Origin of the sequence: Methylobacterium sp. Leaf111, assembly GCF_001423285.1 — a bacterium.
Classification (GTDB): domain Bacteria; phylum Pseudomonadota; class Alphaproteobacteria; order Rhizobiales; family Beijerinckiaceae; genus Methylobacterium.
In genome coordinates this window covers 20231-35814 of sequence record NZ_LMNE01000017.1, presented here as the reverse complement: position 1 = coordinate 35814, position 15584 = coordinate 20231, and the positions used below count along the sequence as shown (strand labels likewise).

General features: G+C 69.2%; 16 protein-coding genes. 6 read left to right on the top strand and 10 right to left on the bottom strand.

The genetic code is table 11. The features are described 5' to 3' along the window. Positions 1-188 precede the first annotated feature (188 nt). Positions 189-425, bottom strand: coding sequence for a hypothetical protein (locus ASF41_RS26075; RefSeq protein ID WP_244479635.1), 237 nt, complete (start codon positions 423-425; stop codon positions 189-191). 9 nt (positions 426-434) lie between these two features. On the opposite strand from ASF41_RS26075, the gene ASF41_RS11860 reads away from it, so the two are divergent. Both ASF41_RS11860 and fliP read left to right on the top strand, forming a co-directional pair. Continuing rightward, a complete protein-coding gene (locus ASF41_RS11860; RefSeq protein ID WP_244479634.1) occupies positions 435-1577 on the top strand; it encodes a hypothetical protein in 1143 nt (380 codons plus the stop codon). Positions 1578-1717: 140 nt separating this feature from the next. Then, positions 1718-2473 carry a flagellar type III secretion system pore protein FliP gene (fliP, locus tag ASF41_RS11855; protein ID WP_056274069.1) on the top strand — a complete coding sequence of 252 codons (756 nt, stop codon included), beginning with the start codon at positions 1718-1720 and terminating at the stop codon, positions 2471-2473. A gap of 82 nt (positions 2474-2555) precedes the next feature. On the opposite strand, the gene ASF41_RS23725 is transcribed toward fliP, so the two are convergent. The 8 genes from ASF41_RS23725 to fliL all read right to left on the bottom strand — a co-directional run bounded on the left by ASF41_RS23725 (position 2556) and on the right by fliL (position 10819). Next, positions 2556-2729, bottom strand: a complete 174-nt coding sequence (locus tag ASF41_RS23725; protein ID WP_082487900.1) for a DUF3606 domain-containing protein — start codon at positions 2727-2729, stop codon at positions 2556-2558. A gap of 160 nt (positions 2730-2889) precedes the next feature. Next, positions 2890-6327, bottom strand: coding sequence for a hypothetical protein (locus ASF41_RS11850; protein WP_056493460.1), 3438 nt, complete (start codon positions 6325-6327; stop codon positions 2890-2892). 133 nt (positions 6328-6460) lie between these two features. After that, entirely contained in the window at positions 6461-6874 is a 414-nt protein-coding gene (locus tag ASF41_RS11845; RefSeq protein ID WP_056274063.1) for a hypothetical protein, read from the bottom strand. A 38-nt stretch (positions 6875-6912) separates the two neighbouring features. After that, positions 6913-7572, bottom strand: a complete 660-nt coding sequence (locus tag ASF41_RS11840; protein ID WP_056274061.1) for an invasion associated locus B family protein — start codon at positions 7570-7572, stop codon at positions 6913-6915. Between the two features lie 132 nt (positions 7573-7704). Then, positions 7705-8520 (bottom strand): MotE family protein, encoded by an 816-nt coding sequence (locus ASF41_RS11835; RefSeq protein ID WP_407067275.1) that lies wholly within the window; start codon positions 8518-8520, stop codon positions 7705-7707. After that, entirely contained in the window at positions 8517-9035 is a 519-nt protein-coding gene (locus tag ASF41_RS11830; RefSeq protein ID WP_056493454.1) for a DUF6468 domain-containing protein, read from the bottom strand. Before ASF41_RS11830 ends, ASF41_RS11835 begins: the two co-directional genes overlap by 4 nt. 11 nt (positions 9036-9046) lie before the next feature. After that, entirely contained in the window at positions 9047-10264 is a 1218-nt protein-coding gene (gene fliM, locus ASF41_RS11825; protein ID WP_056215891.1) for a flagellar motor switch protein FliM, read from the bottom strand. A gap of 51 nt (positions 10265-10315) precedes the next feature. Beyond that, positions 10316-10819, bottom strand: coding sequence for a flagellar basal body-associated protein FliL (fliL, locus tag ASF41_RS11820; RefSeq protein WP_056355571.1), 504 nt, complete (start codon positions 10817-10819; stop codon positions 10316-10318). 285 nt (positions 10820-11104) lie between these two features. Between fliL and flgF the strand changes: the two genes are divergently transcribed. Genes flgF through flgH form a run of 4 tightly spaced genes read left to right on the top strand, consistent with a single transcriptional unit; the run spans position 11105 to position 14522 of the window. Next, on the top strand, positions 11105-11845 hold the full coding sequence (gene flgF, locus ASF41_RS11815; protein WP_056215900.1) for a flagellar basal-body rod protein FlgF: 741 nt from the start codon (positions 11105-11107) through the stop codon (positions 11843-11845). A 12-nt stretch (positions 11846-11857) separates the two neighbouring features. Beyond that, complete coding sequence (gene flgG, locus ASF41_RS11810; protein ID WP_055951334.1) at positions 11858-12649, top strand: flagellar basal-body rod protein FlgG; 792 nt, start codon at positions 11858-11860, stop codon at positions 12647-12649. Positions 12650-12663: 14 nt separating this feature from the next. Beyond that, a complete protein-coding gene (gene flgA / locus ASF41_RS11805) occupies positions 12664-13728 on the top strand; it encodes a flagellar basal body P-ring formation chaperone FlgA (RefSeq protein WP_056380025.1) in 1065 nt (354 codons plus the stop codon). A gap of 47 nt (positions 13729-13775) precedes the next feature. Further along, entirely contained in the window at positions 13776-14522 is a 747-nt protein-coding gene (gene flgH / locus ASF41_RS11800; RefSeq protein WP_056215907.1) for a flagellar basal body L-ring protein FlgH, read from the top strand. 69 nt (positions 14523-14591) lie between these two features. On the opposite strand, the gene dksA is transcribed toward flgH, so the two are convergent. Next, positions 14592-15011, bottom strand: coding sequence for an RNA polymerase-binding protein DksA (gene dksA / locus ASF41_RS11795; protein WP_055951344.1), 420 nt, complete (start codon positions 15009-15011; stop codon positions 14592-14594). Between the last annotated feature and the right edge of the window lie 573 nt (positions 15012-15584).

Here is a 15584-nt window from a genome sequence, read left to right as displayed (position 1 = left end):
GATCGGATCGGGCGGCGGGGCGTCCTCAACGAACCGCAAGTCCTTCAAGACATTGCCGAATTTGTCTTGGCCAAAGGAGCTGTTAACGAAGTCTTAACGTTGTTGCCCGCGCTGGCGCCGAACATGATACTGGGTTTTCCAGTGTTGCGTCGGGCCACGAGCCCCAAAAGCGAGAGACCCCGGTCTTGTCATCGTTCTTCAGCTCGGATGGCTCGTTTCCCCTCCAGTTCGCCATCATCTTCGTCGTCATCTTCCTCATCCTTGCGGCGGGCGTCTTCCTGATCCGGCGACTCGGCGGGAAGGGATCGCCCCTCTCCGGCAAGAATTCTCCCCGCGGCCGCCAGCCGCGCCTCGGCATCGTCGACATCTATGAGCTCGACCGTCAGCGCCAGCTGATCCTGCTGCGGCGCGACAACGTCGAGCATCTGCTTCTCGTGGGCGGCCCCAACGACGTCGTGATCGAGCGCAACATCCTGCGCGGCATGAGCGCCCGGATGGCGTCCGATGAGACCGCCTTCGAAGAGGCTCCCGAGCCGGTGCTGAAGACGATGCCGGAACCGCCGGTATCCGAGCAGGCTCCGGTCCCGAGCCTGGCGCCATCCGTTCCGCCCGTTGCTCCCTATCGTGAGCCGGTCTTCGAGATGGCGGTGCCGTCCCCCGGCGCGGATTACGAGGTGGCCCCACCCCTGGGCGATCGCCCGCGTGCGGCTGCTCTAGAGCCGATGCCGGGCGTCCCAGCCCCGGAGCCGGCTGCGCCGCGACAGCGCGACTCCCAGATTGCGCGCGTCATGCGCCGGACGCCGCCCTCCTTGGCGAACTTCGTTCCTGCCGCGATCGCGGACCGCGTCGGCCTGCCGGAGCGGGGATCCGAGCCCGAAACCGGTCGCGACACGCCCGCGGAGGCGGTCGCCGCACCGGCGCCTCCCGTCTCGGCACCCACAGCCCGCGGCGTCGATGCCGCGATTCTCTCCGACATGGCACGCCAGCTGGAGGAGGCCCTGCGCAGACCCTCGGCGGCGGTCCGTCCCGCCATGCCCATGCAGAGCCCCGTGGCTGAGGCCGTCGCGCCTGCGATGCCCGAAGACAGGCCTGACGCCCCGGAAGCGCGCCCCGAACCCCAGCCGGAGGTGAACCGGGTCCCGGTCGCCGAGGCGTCCGGCATCGATCCCATCGCCGCCGCGATGGCGGCCACCGCTGAGGCGTCGGTATCGGACGAGCGGATCGCCGTCGAACCGCGGCCTGCCGTCGACGACGCGCTCTTCGCCGATCGTATCGAGGAGCCAGAGCTCGAGGCCGTGCCGGTGGAGCCGCCCGCTCCGCTTCAGCCTGCTCCGATCGAGCCGGACCCCGTGATCCACGCGGCGGTCGCCGACGCGCCGGAGGTCGAAGACGCCGCTCCCCCGGCGGTGATCGAATCGCCACCCACCGCAGCGCCAACCCCGCCGCCTCCCGCTCCCGCTCCCGCTCCCGCTCCTGCGCCCGCGAAGGCGCCAGCCAGCCCCAATCCATTCTCCGTGGAAGAGATCGAGGCGGAGTTCGCGCGGCTGCTCGGCCGCCCTCTGGATCGCAAGCAGTAGACGGATCCGGGGGCGCTCCGCGCCCGACCCGCACACCCTGCCGGGGCCGAGTTCGCATGGCCTCGCACGGGGATGCGGCCCGGGGCGCGAATGCTAAGAGGGGCGCGCGGCCGCGTCGCGTCGCATCGCCCGGAACCGGTATGACCGACCCCCGCTCCTTCCCCCTGAGACGCTTGCGCCTACCGGTCTCGATCGGCCTGGGGCTGGCCTGTGCCGCGACGGCGGTGCAGGCCCAGAGCCTTTCGGTCGATCTCGGCACCGGCGGGGTGACCGAACGGGCCCTCCAGCTCGTCGCGCTTCTCACCGTCCTCGCACTGGCGCCCTCGGTGCTGGTGATGGCCACGTCCTTCACCCGGATCGTGGTGGTGCTGTCGATTCTGCGCTCGGCGCTGGGGACCCAGAGCGCCCCGCCGAACGCGGTGGTCACCAGCCTGGCGCTGTTCCTGACCGCCTTCGTGATGGCACCGGTCGGGCGCGAAGCCTATCGCAATGGCATCGAGCCGCTGATCGCCGGGCAGATCACGCAGAGCGTCGCCTTCGAGCGCGCCTCCGCACCCTTCAAGACCTTCATGCTGAAGAACGTCCGCGAGAAGGATCTCAAGCTCTTCCTGGATATGGCGAAGGCTCCCATCCCGGCCGGTCCCGAAGCCGTCGGCCTCGAAGTGGTGACGCCGGCCTTCATGATCTCAGAGCTGCGCCGTGCCTTCGAAATCGGCTTCCTGCTGTTCATCCCCTTCCTGATCATCGACCTCGTCGTCGCCTCGATCCTCATGGCCGTTGGCATGATGATGGTGCCACCGGCGACCGTGGCGTTGCCGTTCAAGCTGATCTTCTTCGTCCTCGTCGACGGCTGGACCCTGGTGGCGGGCTCGCTGGTGCAGAGCTACGGGACCTGAAGGGCCGCGTGAGCCGGTGGCCGCGCACGAAAAAGGGCGCCCGAGAGCGCCCTTCCCTATCGTCACATGCCGATTCGCGCGATCAGCGCTCGAGGTAGCTCTTCAGGGTCGAGATGCGGTTGCCGACGAGGCGCACGGCGCGCTTCAGGCGATCTTCCGACACGCCGAGGCGCGTGGCCATCGCGCTGCGCTGCTGGGTGTCGAAGATGTCGAGGTGGGTCTTTCCGGTCGTGGTGTCGAGCGGTTCCGTGAGCATGGGAAGGCCTCTGCTGTGCCGGGCTGGAACGTAAGCCGCACGGGTGATTGGGATTGGAGGCAGAACGTCGCCGCGGCGCGTTTGTTGCGCTGGGCCCGACAGAATTCGGCGAATCGCATCAGGCTTTTACGCCGCATGTCCGGCGTGACGTCGTCCCCGCTCAGCCGGGCGGGGTCGCACTCGCCTGGGCGTCGGCCCGCGCATCCGTCTCGCGCTTGCCCGGCGCCGGCACGGCGCTCTCGGGATAGCGCTTGCGGTATTCCGAGAGGAACGCCTGGAGCGTTTCGGCACTGGTGGCCTTCTGCGCGATTTCGCGGAAGCCCGCGGTGCGGACGGCGTTGGCTTGGGTGAGAAGGGCGAAAGTGCGGGCATCGACGCTCTCGGCCATCGGACCCGCAAATTTCGCCCGGAGGCGCTCGAGGCCAAGGGTCTCGCCAGCGAGCCCGTAGGCGATCGCCGCGCGCAGGATGTCCGTGCGGGCGTCGTCGTCGAGGGGCACGCGGCGGCGCCAGGCATCGCCGACCAGTGCCTCGTGCGCCTCCCCGGCGTCGCGCCAGCGCCGGCCGGTCCAGAGGATGTCCGCCCTGAGGCGCTCGGCATCCGGCCCCGTCTCGCCCTCGATGGTCTCGAGAGCGAGGTCGGTGCGGGACAGGTCGGACAGGGCGCGCGCCCGCAGCAGCGCCCGCGCCCGGCGCAGATCCTCGGGGAGTTCGGGCAGGTAGGTGGCGTCCAGGGTCTGGAGGGCCTGGAGGGGCTTCTCGTCCATGAGCCGGATGGCCGCGAGTCGCGCCGCCGTGCCCGCACGGCTGGGCCCCGTCAGGCGATGGTCGACCTGATGCTGCAGCAGTTCGCCCGCAGAATCGAGGAGGTCCAACTCCACGAGGCGATCCGACAGCCGCCGTACGATCTCGTCGCCGCGACGGCCCAGTGGGGCGAACTCCTTGAAGTCGAAATACAGTGCCAGGGCCTCGACTCCGGACAGCTTGGAGCTGCGCTCACCGAGGTAGAGATCCTCGAAGAGGGTCTGGGCCATGTCGTGCACGTCGCGCACCAGCGGTGAATCCGTGCCGGTAGAATCGGCGCGGCGGGCGGTCATCATCGCCTGACGCCAGCGTCCCGCCTCGACGTAGAGCTTGGCCAGGGCCGAGATGGTTCGCGGCTCGAGGTCGCCGCCGTGCCAGGACAGGGCCAGGAGCTCCAGGCGCTCGATGGCATCCGCTACCGTGATCTTCCCCGCCGCGTGCCCCAGCACGGTGGCCCTCAGGCGGGCCGAGGCGGCGACCCCTGCCTCTCCGCTTTCGCTGAGGCGCTCGTAGGCATCGAGGGCGGCCACGGTCTGGCCGGTGACCTCGTCGATCCGGGCGCGCAGCAAGGCCAGTCGTTCCTGGGTCGGGCGGTCCGCTGCGCGGGTGGCCGCGACGATCTGGCGGTTGGCTGCATCCCAGTCTCCCGTCTCGACCGCGGCCTCGGCGACTGCGGTGCGCAGGAGGGCCTGAAGGTCGTCGGGGTAGCGGTCGAGCACGCTCGCGGTCGCGCGGAACGAGGCATCGGCCGCGCTCCAGCGGCCTTCGAGGGCTTCGAGGTAGCCCTGCCACAGCCGCGCCTCGGGATCGTTCCTGAGGATCTCGACGGCCAGACCCGTGCGCATGTCGGACATGCGCCCGATCAGGGCGTTTCCGATCACGGTCAGCATCGGAACATCGCGCTGGCCAGCCAGGACGGGATCGTCGCCGAATGCGGTCTTGAGGACGCCGAGCGCTTCCAGGGGGAGGCGATTGGCGAGCATCGTGCGCGCCAGGACCATTCGGAGCGGTCCGCGCGCGGCACGCGGTGCCTCCGCGGCCGCTTGAAGCTGGTCGCGGATCAGCTCGCGGGTGTCGCCGCGCTGCGAGGCCTCCCAGGGACCCCGGTCCACGGCGAGGTCACTGAGGGTTATCAGGGGCGCCTCGGCGGGGCGCGCGACGCCGGAGACGGCCATGCCGCTTTCCCGGCTGATCGCGACCCCGTCGAGGTCCGGCCGCACGAGGAGGTCGTCCGCCTGCGCCAGGACTGCGACGCCCTGCCGGCTCGGCAGCAATTCGAAGTCGACGAAGATCTGCCGTTTCGGAATTCCGGCCGGCTTCGGGCCCCGGCCCGTCACGACGGCGATGCGCTCCCCGTCGAGGCTGAGCCAGGAGGCGACCCCGGGGTTCGGGAGGCGCACGCCGACACTGATCCGCCCGGCCGCATCGGTGACGCGAATCGCCGAGAGGGCGTCGCTCGCAGACAGGTTCTCGCTGGCCACCAACTCCCAGCCGGTCGGGGCCCCGGCGGGGCCGACCGGCACAAGGTCCAGGAGCCGGTCGCGCGGAACGAGAAAGCGCACGGTCACGATCCGACCGGTTCGCGTTGGCGGACCGAGCGGCGCGAGCATGGGATCGCCCGCGGGGACGACGACCGGCTCTGCGGTCTCGAAGACCAGGTTGGCGATGCCCGCGCGCTCGAACAAAGCGGCCGGCGGCATGGTCTTGAACGGAAACGCGAGGCCCGGTCCGCTGGGCCGCTGAACCGTCGCGGCGACGGGAGCCGCCGGTGCAGCCCCGGACGTCTCCGTGGTCTGCCCCGGCGACCGCTGCGGTGCCTTCTCGGGTTTGGGTTCTGCCGCCCTCACCTCCGTCGCTCTGGTCTCAACTCCCTTGATCTCGGTCGTCTTAATCTCGGTCGTCTTAGTCTCGGTCGTCTTGGCCTCGCCGACGGGCCCAGCGCCCTCCCCGGCCTTCGCATCCTGCGCGCTGGGCTTGGCCTTCTCGGCAGGCTTTCGGACGAGGTCGATCGTCGCGCCGTCCTCGTCGCTGAAGGTTCGGATCTCGTAGCCGTCCGCAGGGGTGACGAGAAGACGGGCGCCGGTCTCGTCGCTCTCGGCCGACAGGCTCTCGATGGACGGCTTCAGGCGCCCGCGGGTGGCGACCTCGTCGATGCGCCAGGCTCCCGGAATCGCGAGGCGCATGGCCGGGCCGACGGCCTCGAAGCGCGGTGCGGCGGACGCCGGTGCACGCAGGCTCAGGCGGGTGAGCGTCGGAAGATGCGCCAGTTCGAGGCGCAGGGTCTTCGGCTCGGCGGGGGGGCGCGCCGCCCGCAGGGCCGCCTCAGCGGCCTGGGTCCGCCGGAACAGCTCGGTCACCACCTCCGGCGGCAGGGCCGGCGGCAGACCGCTCCAGTCCTGCGGCAGGAGATCGACGAACACCTTCTCCCCCGCCTCCTGGACGTTGACGCGGTAGGGACGTTGCAGGGCAAGGCGTAGGCCCAGTCCGTCGGGATCGCGCCGCACGGCTGTGACGTAGTCCGGCATCTCGGCGGCGATCCGCTCGGGGCCGGCGCTCGCCTTCTCCGAGAAGCCGAGGACGAGCACGGACCCGGACATCCGCGCCTTGACCGAAACCGGGCCGTCGAAGGTCAGGACGAGGCGACCGTAGCGCTCGCTCTGCGCGCCCTTGATCGCCGTGAGTCGTGCGGCGGTCGCGTCCGTCCCCCCGCAGAGAGCCGCGGCCACGATCGAGATCGCGGCGAAGCCAGCCCGAAGCCGACGCCGTCGTGTCGCGATACCGGCATCGAGAGCCATCGCTGGATACGCCAAACCCATGGGGTGGAGCGACTCGCAGCCGAGCCGATCCGCCTTACGCCGCACTGTCCGGCCACTCTCGCGTGTCGAGGCTAACGGGCGCTTAAGACGCGGTGTCGCTTTCTCCGGACCGCTAACGTTTGGCGATCAGACCCGGGATCGTCCGGCCGGTCTCGCCGAAATTCTCGGCGGCGCGCGCGCAATTGGCGGAAATGTCCTTGGTGTAGATCTCCGTATAGGCCCGGCTGCGCAGGTTCAGGTCACCCTGGGCCAGATCGTCGGGCGCGACACCGAGGCCGGCGACGACGGAATTCAAGCGCTCGGAATTCGGTTTGAGGTCGCGGCAGTAGGTTTCCACGAAAGCGAGCAGGCCGGCGAGCTTGGCTGCGCTGTTCTTCTGGCGTTCGGCCTTTGCCTCGGCGGCCGTCGGCGGGGGGCCGGGCGGCTTCTCGGGCGGCCGTTCCTCCTGGGCCCATGCCGGCGCCGCCAGGGCTCCGGCCACCATCAGGGTCATCAGGCTTCGGGTCGGCAGGGCCGATCTCTTCATAGCTACGCTCCTCGGGTCCGGCCGCGCCACGGTCCCGCTCAGCTCGTCAGCGCGATGGCGCGCGCCAGCGCGTTGGCGAATCCTTCGAGCGGTACCGTGATGGTGACGGGTTCTTTGGCCTCCGGCTTCGTCGCGGAGACCAGCAGGTTCTTGGCGGTCTTCATCGTGTCGGTCGCCAGGGTGGGCAGGCTGATGGGCACGAGGCATCCCTCCTGGCTGCAGGACAGATAGGGCGCGCCCTTTCCGAGGACGGCCTCGTCGAGCTTGAACGAGATGCCGGGCTCGATGGCGAGGCCGAGCGGCATCAGGATGAAGCCCTGCGCGCGCCCATCGTTGGGCGTCCGGATCTCCAGGGCGAATTCGCGACGGCCCTTGGCCCCCTGGGCCTGCATCACCGCGCATTCCGCCTTCGCGTCGGCCTTCGCGCAGGTCACGGTCCAGTCGCCATAGACCTCGGTGAGGGAGCTCGCACCGGTCGGCCAGCCGGCCGTGGTGGTCGGAGGCGCGGAGGCGGCAGCCGGCATCGGCGCCGCGGGCTTCGCCGGAGCTGGCTTCGGCGGGGCGGCCTTGCGCGGTTTCGGCTTGGCCGGCGCCTCGGTGGCGGCCGGAGCTTCGGCGTCCTGTGCCGCGACGGGAGCCGCCACGGTCAGGGCGAAGCTCAGGACGGCGAGGACTCGGATCAGGCTGATGGACGGCACGTGCTTGGCTCCCCGAACCCGCGCGGTGGGGATTTCATCCGCTCGGGATGCCTGCCCCTAGTCGGGCGCGGACGAACGCGCAATGGAGGTGCGGACAACCCAGTGGATGACCGCCTGCAAACGTCAGGGTGGTCAGCGCCGGGGCGGAGGCGTCGGTGCGTCGATCGCCGGGAGTTCGTTCGGGCCGAGACCGGCCGCGACCGTGGCTGCCGGGCCGCCGGCCTGCCCGCGCGCCCGATTGGCCAGGGCCACGGTGAGCTTCTCCGCGGGCTCCGACTGCATCAGCGCCAGCACCTCGGCCATCTTGCGGGGATTCATCGCCAGAACGATCGGCACGAGGACGTCGAGGCTCAGCCGGTCGAACACCCGCGCGGCGTCCTTCGGCTTCATCGTCTCGTACATCGTGACGATATTCTTCAGCGCGGCCCGCTCGGCTTCGGCGCGCTGCGAGCCGCCTCCTTCGGCCTTGTCCTCACCCTGCTTAAGCGTGTCGACGCCCTCTTCCAGCTTGCGCTCGGCGGTGCCGAGCAGCTGCTCGCGCAGATCGAGGGCCTCGCTGCGCTGCTTGAGAGTATCGCGCCGCGCGGCGAGGCGCTCGAGGAGGGCGCGCTCGGACGCCGGCATCGGCTCCGGCGGCGGCGGTGGACGTGGTGCCGGCTTCTCGGGCTCCGGAGCCGGTTTCTCGGGTTCCTTCGGCGTCACCGAGCCGGTGGTCGACGGGTCTGCGGGCTCGTAATTCGTGCGGGCCTTGGCGAGGACGCGCGCGAACTCCGGCATCGCCGCGCCCGGTTGCGGCTTCGATTCCTCCACCGCGATGGCCGCGACCTTCAGCACCAGGAGCCCGGCCGCCGCCAGGGTCACGGCATCAATCAGGCGCAGCTTGAGTGGCCGCGTCTGACGGAACCGGACCAAGCTGCCGGTCCGTTTCCCGGGGGGCGGCTTCGTCACGCGGCCTTGCTCCGAAGGCGGCCGAGGGCGCGCTCGGACATGGCCAGGGCGGCGGCGGCGGCGACCCCGAGGCGCTCGCCGTTGGGGCTCGACGGTGCGGGCGGTGCGACGCGGACGGGCGGGACCACGCGCTCGAGGTCACGCAACTCCGGTGCCGGGGCCGCCGTGCGCGCGAGCTCGCGGGTCGGGGCGGCCTGGGCCACGATGGAGGCGATGCGGGCGATCACCGTCTCACCCGCCTCCACGTGGGCGGCGAGGTCGGTGGCGTAGCGCTCGGCGGTGCCGAGGCGGTCGGCCAGGGTCCGGTCGCACTCGTCGAGGGTGGCGCGCAGGCCGACGATGGCCCGTTCGGCGGTGGAGCTCGCCATGACGAGGTCGCCGATGGTCTGGCGCAGGGCCGCCTCGTCGGCCTTGAGCTTGGTGATGCGGCCGCTCAGGCGCATCGAGGAGACGATGCTGGCGACCAGCAGGACGGCGACGAGGCCATCGGCCAGGAGGGTGACGAGGAGGCTCATGGCTGGTCGCGTCACCCGTCGTTGCGGTTATTCATGGAGGCTTCGAAGGCCTGGAGCGTGGTGCGCGACCGGCGCAGCGGCCGGGTGAGCTGCACCGCGATGTTGTCGTCGATCCGGCCGATCCGGCCCTGGGTCAGGGCCCAGTCGCCGCAGCGGATCGCGATCAGGTCCGAGGGTTTGGTGTCGAACATCAGCGTATCGCCGACCTTGAGCGACAGCACCTTCTTCAGGGGCAGCATCATCTCGTGCAGCACCGCCTCCATGGTCGCGTCGGCCTGCCAGATCTCCGTGGCGAGGTGGCTTTCCCAGACGTGGTCGCGGCCGAGCTTCTCGCCCATGAAGCTCTGCATGAGCAGTTCACGGATCGGCTCGATGGTGGCGTAGGGGAACAGGATCTGCAGTAGGCCGCCGCGTCCATCCATGTCGAGCTTGAGGCTGATCAGGATGGCGGCGTTGGCGGGCCGGGTGATGGTCGCAAAGCGCGGGTTGGTCTCGATCCGGTCGATGGCGAAGCGCACCGGCGAGAGCGGCTGGAACGAGAGCTCGAGGTCCGTGAGGATGATCTCCACCAGGCGCCGCACGAGCTGCATTTCGATGGTGGTGAAGGGGCGTCCGTCGAGGCGGGTCGAGGAGCCGCCGCGCTTGCCGCCGAGGAGCAGGTCGAGGGTCGAGTAGGCGAGATTGGATTCCACCGTGACGAGGCCGGAATTCTCCCAGGCATCGGCCCGGAAGACGCCGAGCAGGGTCGGCAGCGGGATCGCGTTCAGGTAGTCGCCGAAGCGCACCGAGGTGATGTTGTCGAGGGTCACCTCGACGTTGTCCTGGAAGAAGTTGCGCAGGCTGGTCGACAACAACCGGATCATCCGGTCGAAGACGATTTCCAGCATCGGCAGACGTTCGTACTGGACGACGCCCGAATCGACGATGGCGCGCACGCCGCCGGCCCCCGAGGCCGAGAGCTCGCGCAGGGAGAAGCCGAGGACGCCGTCGATCTCGTCCTGGTTCAAGATGCGGTCGTTGCCGGCGAGTTCGGGGAGATTGTCGGTCTCCCCGTCCTCGATCATCGTCGCCCATTCGGCGGCGACGTCGCTGGCATGGGTGGTGGTGCCCTGTTCGGCGAGTGCCGCGCCCCACTCGTCGGCGAGCGAGGCTTCGCCCCCCTCGCCGTTCTGGGCGATGAGGGCTGCGGCCCAGTCGTCCTCGTCGATCTCGTCTTCCGGTCCGGCCATCAGACTCTCGTCACCTGCGAAACTTCATCCATCCCAATCGGCGGCGCGCGCCTACTGGATCACCACGTCCTTGAAGAGGACCGCCTCCGCCCGGGCCGGGTGGATGGCGACGTTGACCCGGCGCAGCAATTCCTCGCGCAGGCGGTAGATGCCGGCCGACCCGGCGAGGTCGCTCGCACGCAGTTCGCGCAGGTAGACCTGGAAGGCGTCCTCGATGCGCGGCATCAGGGGCTTCACCTCGCCCTCGACCTTGGCGTCCTTGAGCTCGATCGCGACCTTGATCTTGGCGAAGCGCGTCCGGTCCTGGCCCGGCTCGCTGGCGAGATTGACCATCATCTCGCGGACATCGAGGAACACGACCGGCTTCTTCACCTCGGCGGCCGCTTCGGCGTGGCCGTCGCCGGCCTTCTTCTTCAGGAAGACGAAACCGCCGCCACCCACCAGCGCCAGCACCACCGCGCCGATGATGATGAGCTTCTTCTTGCCGCCTTTCGGGGCCTCGCCCTCCGCGCCCTCCTCACCCTCGGTGGCGGCCTTCTTCGGCTTCTTGGCCATCGCTGGACCTCGGGACTGCGCGGTGGGGCGAGCGGGACCCGCTCGACGACATCGACACCCTCGGATGTCGACCCTCGCAGAGGTATCGGGCCAGCAAGGTTAACGCGTCGTTAAGGCGGCAAAAGCTGCCGGGTCGGACTTGCCGCGCGGTCGGACACGGCAGGCGCTGCCTGGTCGTCCATATCTACTTAAGATACTGACGATGTTCATAGAATACGGATCTCCTAAGCTGGCACGGCCCATGCGGATGTCGGGACATCGTCGCTCGTCGGGGCTAAGAGTGTCATGCAGAACGCATTGTTCGTGGGGGTTTCGAGCCAGGTCGCGCTCCAGCGCGAGCTGGACGTCATCGCCAACAACATGGCCAACATCTCCACCAACGGCTTCAAGGGGCGCAACAGCCGGTTCCAAGAATACCTGATGCCGGTGGCGAGCGCGGATTCCTTTCAGAGGCCGGACCGCCGCGTCTCCTACGTGATCGACCAGGGCACCGCCCTGGACCTCGCCCAAGGACCCATCGAGCAGACCGGCAATCCCCTCCACGTGGCGGTGCGCGGCGAGGCCTTCCTGGTGGTGCGCACCCCGAATGGCGATCGCTACACCCGCAACGGCGCGTTCGAGACCGACGCCCAGGGGACGCTGGTCACCAGCGACGGGTACCCGGTGCAAGGCGAGGCGGGGCCGATCCAGATCGGCCAGCAGGAGACCGGCGTGTCGATCGGCCCGGACGGCACGGTCTCGACCAACCTCGGCATCCGCGGCCGCGTCCGCCTCGTCACCTTTGCCAATCCCCAGGCGCTGACCAACGAGGGCGCGAATCTCTACGCCTCCGCGGCACAGCCGCAGGCCGCCGGCCTCGCCGGCAGAGTGGAGGCCGGCGCCCTGGAGCGCTCGAACGTGAAGCCCGTCATCGAGATGACCCGGCTCATGGACGTGAACCGCACCTACACCATGGTCTCGGGCGTGATCTCGCGTCTCGACGACCTGCGCGGCACGGCGATTCGCCGTCTCGCCGACGTCGCGTAAGGATCTCAGCAGATGCGCGCCCTCTACGCCGCCGCCACCGGCATGGCGGCCCAGGAACTCAACGTCCAAGTCATCTCGAACAACATCGCGAACCTGCGCACCACCGGCTACAAGCGCCAGCAGCCGCATTTCCAGGATCTGCTCTACCAGAACCTGCGCCGGGCGGGCTCCTCGACCTCCGACCAGAATACGCAGCTGCCCGCAGGCCTCGCCATCGGCTCGGGCGTGAAGACGACGTCGACCGCCCGGGTGATGTCGCAGGGGACGCTGACGAGCACCGAGAAGGAATACGACGTCGCCATTCGCGGCGAAGGCCTGTTCCGGGTGACGCTGCCGGACGGACGCACGGCCTACACCCGCGACGGCTCGTTCGACCTCTCGGCCCAGGGGCAGCTCGTCACCCGCGACGGCTACCTCGTCGATCCCGGGGTGACGGTGCCGAACAACGCCACGTCGGTGACGATCAGCGCCCAGGGAGCGGTCCAGGCCACCGTGCCAGGGCAGACCGCGCCGCAGGCCCTGGGCCAGTTCCAGCTCGCCCGCTTCGTCAACAAGGTCGGCCTCGAATCGATCGGCGACAACCTGTTCATCGAGACCGCCGGGTCCGGTCCGGCGATCAACGGTCTGCCGGGCTCGGAAGGGTTCGGCAACCTGCAGCAGAGCTATCTCGAGGAGGCGAACGTCAATGCCGTCACCGAGATCTCGTCGCTGATCGCGGCACAGCGCGCCTACGAGATGAACTCGAAGGTGGTGACCGCCGCCGACCAGATGCTCTCGACCACCTCCCAGATGTTCCGCAGCTGATCGAGGTCCTGACCATGCATGCGCTCAGACAGATCCCCCCCCGCCGCCCGATCCGGGTCTCGACCCTGAGCGTCGCCATCGTGGGCCGAACCCTGCTGGCCGTCCTGGCCTTCTCGTTCCTCACCTTCCAGGTCCTGGCCCAGGAGGCCCGCCCCGCCGGGGCGAGCCTGCGCTTGCGCGGCGACGTCACCGCCCGCGGCGACGTCCTCACCCTCGGCGACCTCGTCGAAGGGGCCTCTGCGGAGACGGCGCAGCGTCCGCTGTTCCGGGCGCCGGCCCTTGGCGCCACCGGCACGATCCAGGCGCGTCGCATCGCCGATGCGGTGGCCGGTCTCGGGCTCGGCCCGGTGGAGACCGGCGGCCGGGTCCAGGTCTCGGTCCAGCGCGCCGCCCGCCGGGTGACGCAGCCGGAGATCGAGGCCGCCCTGAAGCGCGCCCTGGAATCCGGCTACGGCGTCGATCCGCGCAACCTCGCCATTCGCCTCGATGGCGAGTCCCCGACCCTTCTGGCGCCCCTGGACCTGAACGGTCAGGCCGTCGCCCTCGACCTCAGCTACGATCCGCGCTCGCGCCGGATCGCCGGCCTAATCACCCTGGGCGAGCGCCAGGCATCCCTCCGGGTCTCGGGCCAGGTCATGGAGATCCGGGAGGTCGCCGTCCTGGGGCGCAGCCTCAATCGCGGCGAGACGATCAACGCGGCTGACCTGACCCTCGAGCGCCGTCCGCGCGAAGCGACACCGTCGGACGCGCAGGGGTCCCTCGGCGATCTCGCCGGACAGGTGGCGCAGCGCAGCCTCGGTGCCGGTGCGATCCTGCGCTCGGGCGACCTCGCGCCGCCCGACCTCGTGGCCCGGGGCGAGGCCGTCACGATCCTCTTCGATTCCCCCGGTCTCAATCTTTCCCTCCGGGGACTGGCCAACGAGGGTGGCCGCCTCGGCGCCATGATCACGGTCACCAACCCGGTCTCGAAGAAGATCCTGTCCGCCACCGTGATCGGACCCGGCCGCGTTTCCGTCGGTCCCGCGCCCCTGGTGCGCCAGGCCAGCGCCGCCCTCGACGGTCCCGCGCTTCAGCGCTGAGCCGCCCCGTCCGCGTCCCTTTTCGGTTTGCCAAAGGTTCGGTCCCGATGACCCACCGCGTCTCTCCAGCCCTCGCCGTCGCGCTCCTCTGCACGACCCTCGGCGCCTGCAACACTGCGGACCGACTATCCCAGATCGGTGCGACGCCAGCCCTCTCGGCCATCGAGGACCCGACCGCCCAGGCCGGCTACAAACCGGTGCGCCTGCCGATGCCGGAGGTCCAGCCGGTCTCGTACGCTCCGAACTCCCTGTGGCGGACAGGCTCGCGCGCCTTCTTCAAGGACCAGCGGGCCGCCCGAATCGGCGACCTCGTCACCGTGAAGGTCAATGTCACCGATAAGGCGAACCTGAACAACGAGACCAAGCGCTCGCGCTCGAACGCCGAGGGTTTCGGCCTGCCCAACGCCTTCGGCCTGGAGAGCAGCAAGGGGGTGACGGCGGCCGGGATCAGCCCCGACAAGCTCATCAACGCCACCTCGACCACATCGAGCGACGGTGCCGGTTCGGTTCAGCGCAACGAGACCGTCACCACCAGCGTCGCGGCCATCGTCACGCAGGTCCTGCCCAATGGAAACCTCGTGGTGGAGGGCAAGCAGGAGATCCGCATCAACTTCGAGGTCCGCGAACTCATCGTCGCGGGCGTGGTCCGGCCCGAGGACATCGAGTCCGACAACACCATCGATTCGAGCAAGATCGCCCAGGCCCGGATCGCCTATGGCGGACGCGGCCAGATCACCGATGTGCAGCAGCCGCGCTACGGTCAGCAGCTGGTCGACGTGCTCCTGCCGTTCTGAGCCCCGTCGGAGCCCGTTCGTCCCTCTCGGAGAACGGTTTGGATCGCGGTCCGCCCGCGACCAGCCCGCTCAGTCGTCCCGGTAGACGCGCTCGCGTCGCTCGTGACGCTCCTGCGCCTCGAGCGACAGCGTCGCGATGGGGCGGGCATCCAGGCGCTTCAGCGAGATCGGCTCGCCGGTCTCCTCGCAATAGCCGTAGGAACCGTCCTCCAGCCGCGCCAGGGCGGCGTCGATCTTGCCGGTGAGCTTGCGTTGCCGGTCCCGCGCTCGCAACTCGATGGCCCGGTCCGTCTCGGACGAGGCACGATCCGCCAAATCGGGATGATTTTCGTTCTCGGTCTGTAACGCGACCAGCGTATCTTGGGCCTCACGTAGAATATCGGACTTCCAGCCGAGCAGTTTGCGACGGAAATACTCCCGCTGCCGATCATTCATGAACGGCTCGCTCTCACTCGGTACGTACCCGTCCTCAATCGTGACCTTCGCCATTCGCGCCTCTTGCAGCCGGTCCGCGGCGATCGTTTTGCGTGGCTATAATGCAGGGTGCAGGCCACGACAACGCATCGTGGTTACCGCACACCGCAATCCTCTCGGATGTTTTGCGCGCTGCGGCAAACACGCAACGGCTGCAAACACGCCACCGGAGGCTGTGCGTTGCAACAGCGGCTGCGCTTTGTCACCTAGAATCTGTCCTGCGTTAAAATGCAGGTCTCAGTGGCGAGGGATCAGGACCGGACCTGCACCTGCCGACAGGCCGGGGCGGTCCGGCGGAGAACGCGGGCGACGCCGTCCCGTCGGGGTCGCACGGGCCCATGCGCAAAGCTATTGCTGGCTTCTCTCGTTCTCAGGGCCAGGAAGGTGTCCTCAAGGAAACGATAATTTTCGGTGCTACCAGGCAATTCTATCCTAAGACACTGCAGGCAAAGCGAGAAATTGAAGAAAAATCCCAGGGGAACTGGCCTCGGCGGGTGTGGTTCTCCCATGGCGACGCTTGCGGGACCCTTCCGGTTTCTCGGCCCTGACTCCGCTGGTGATCGCATCCTTTTCCACCGTCACGACTTC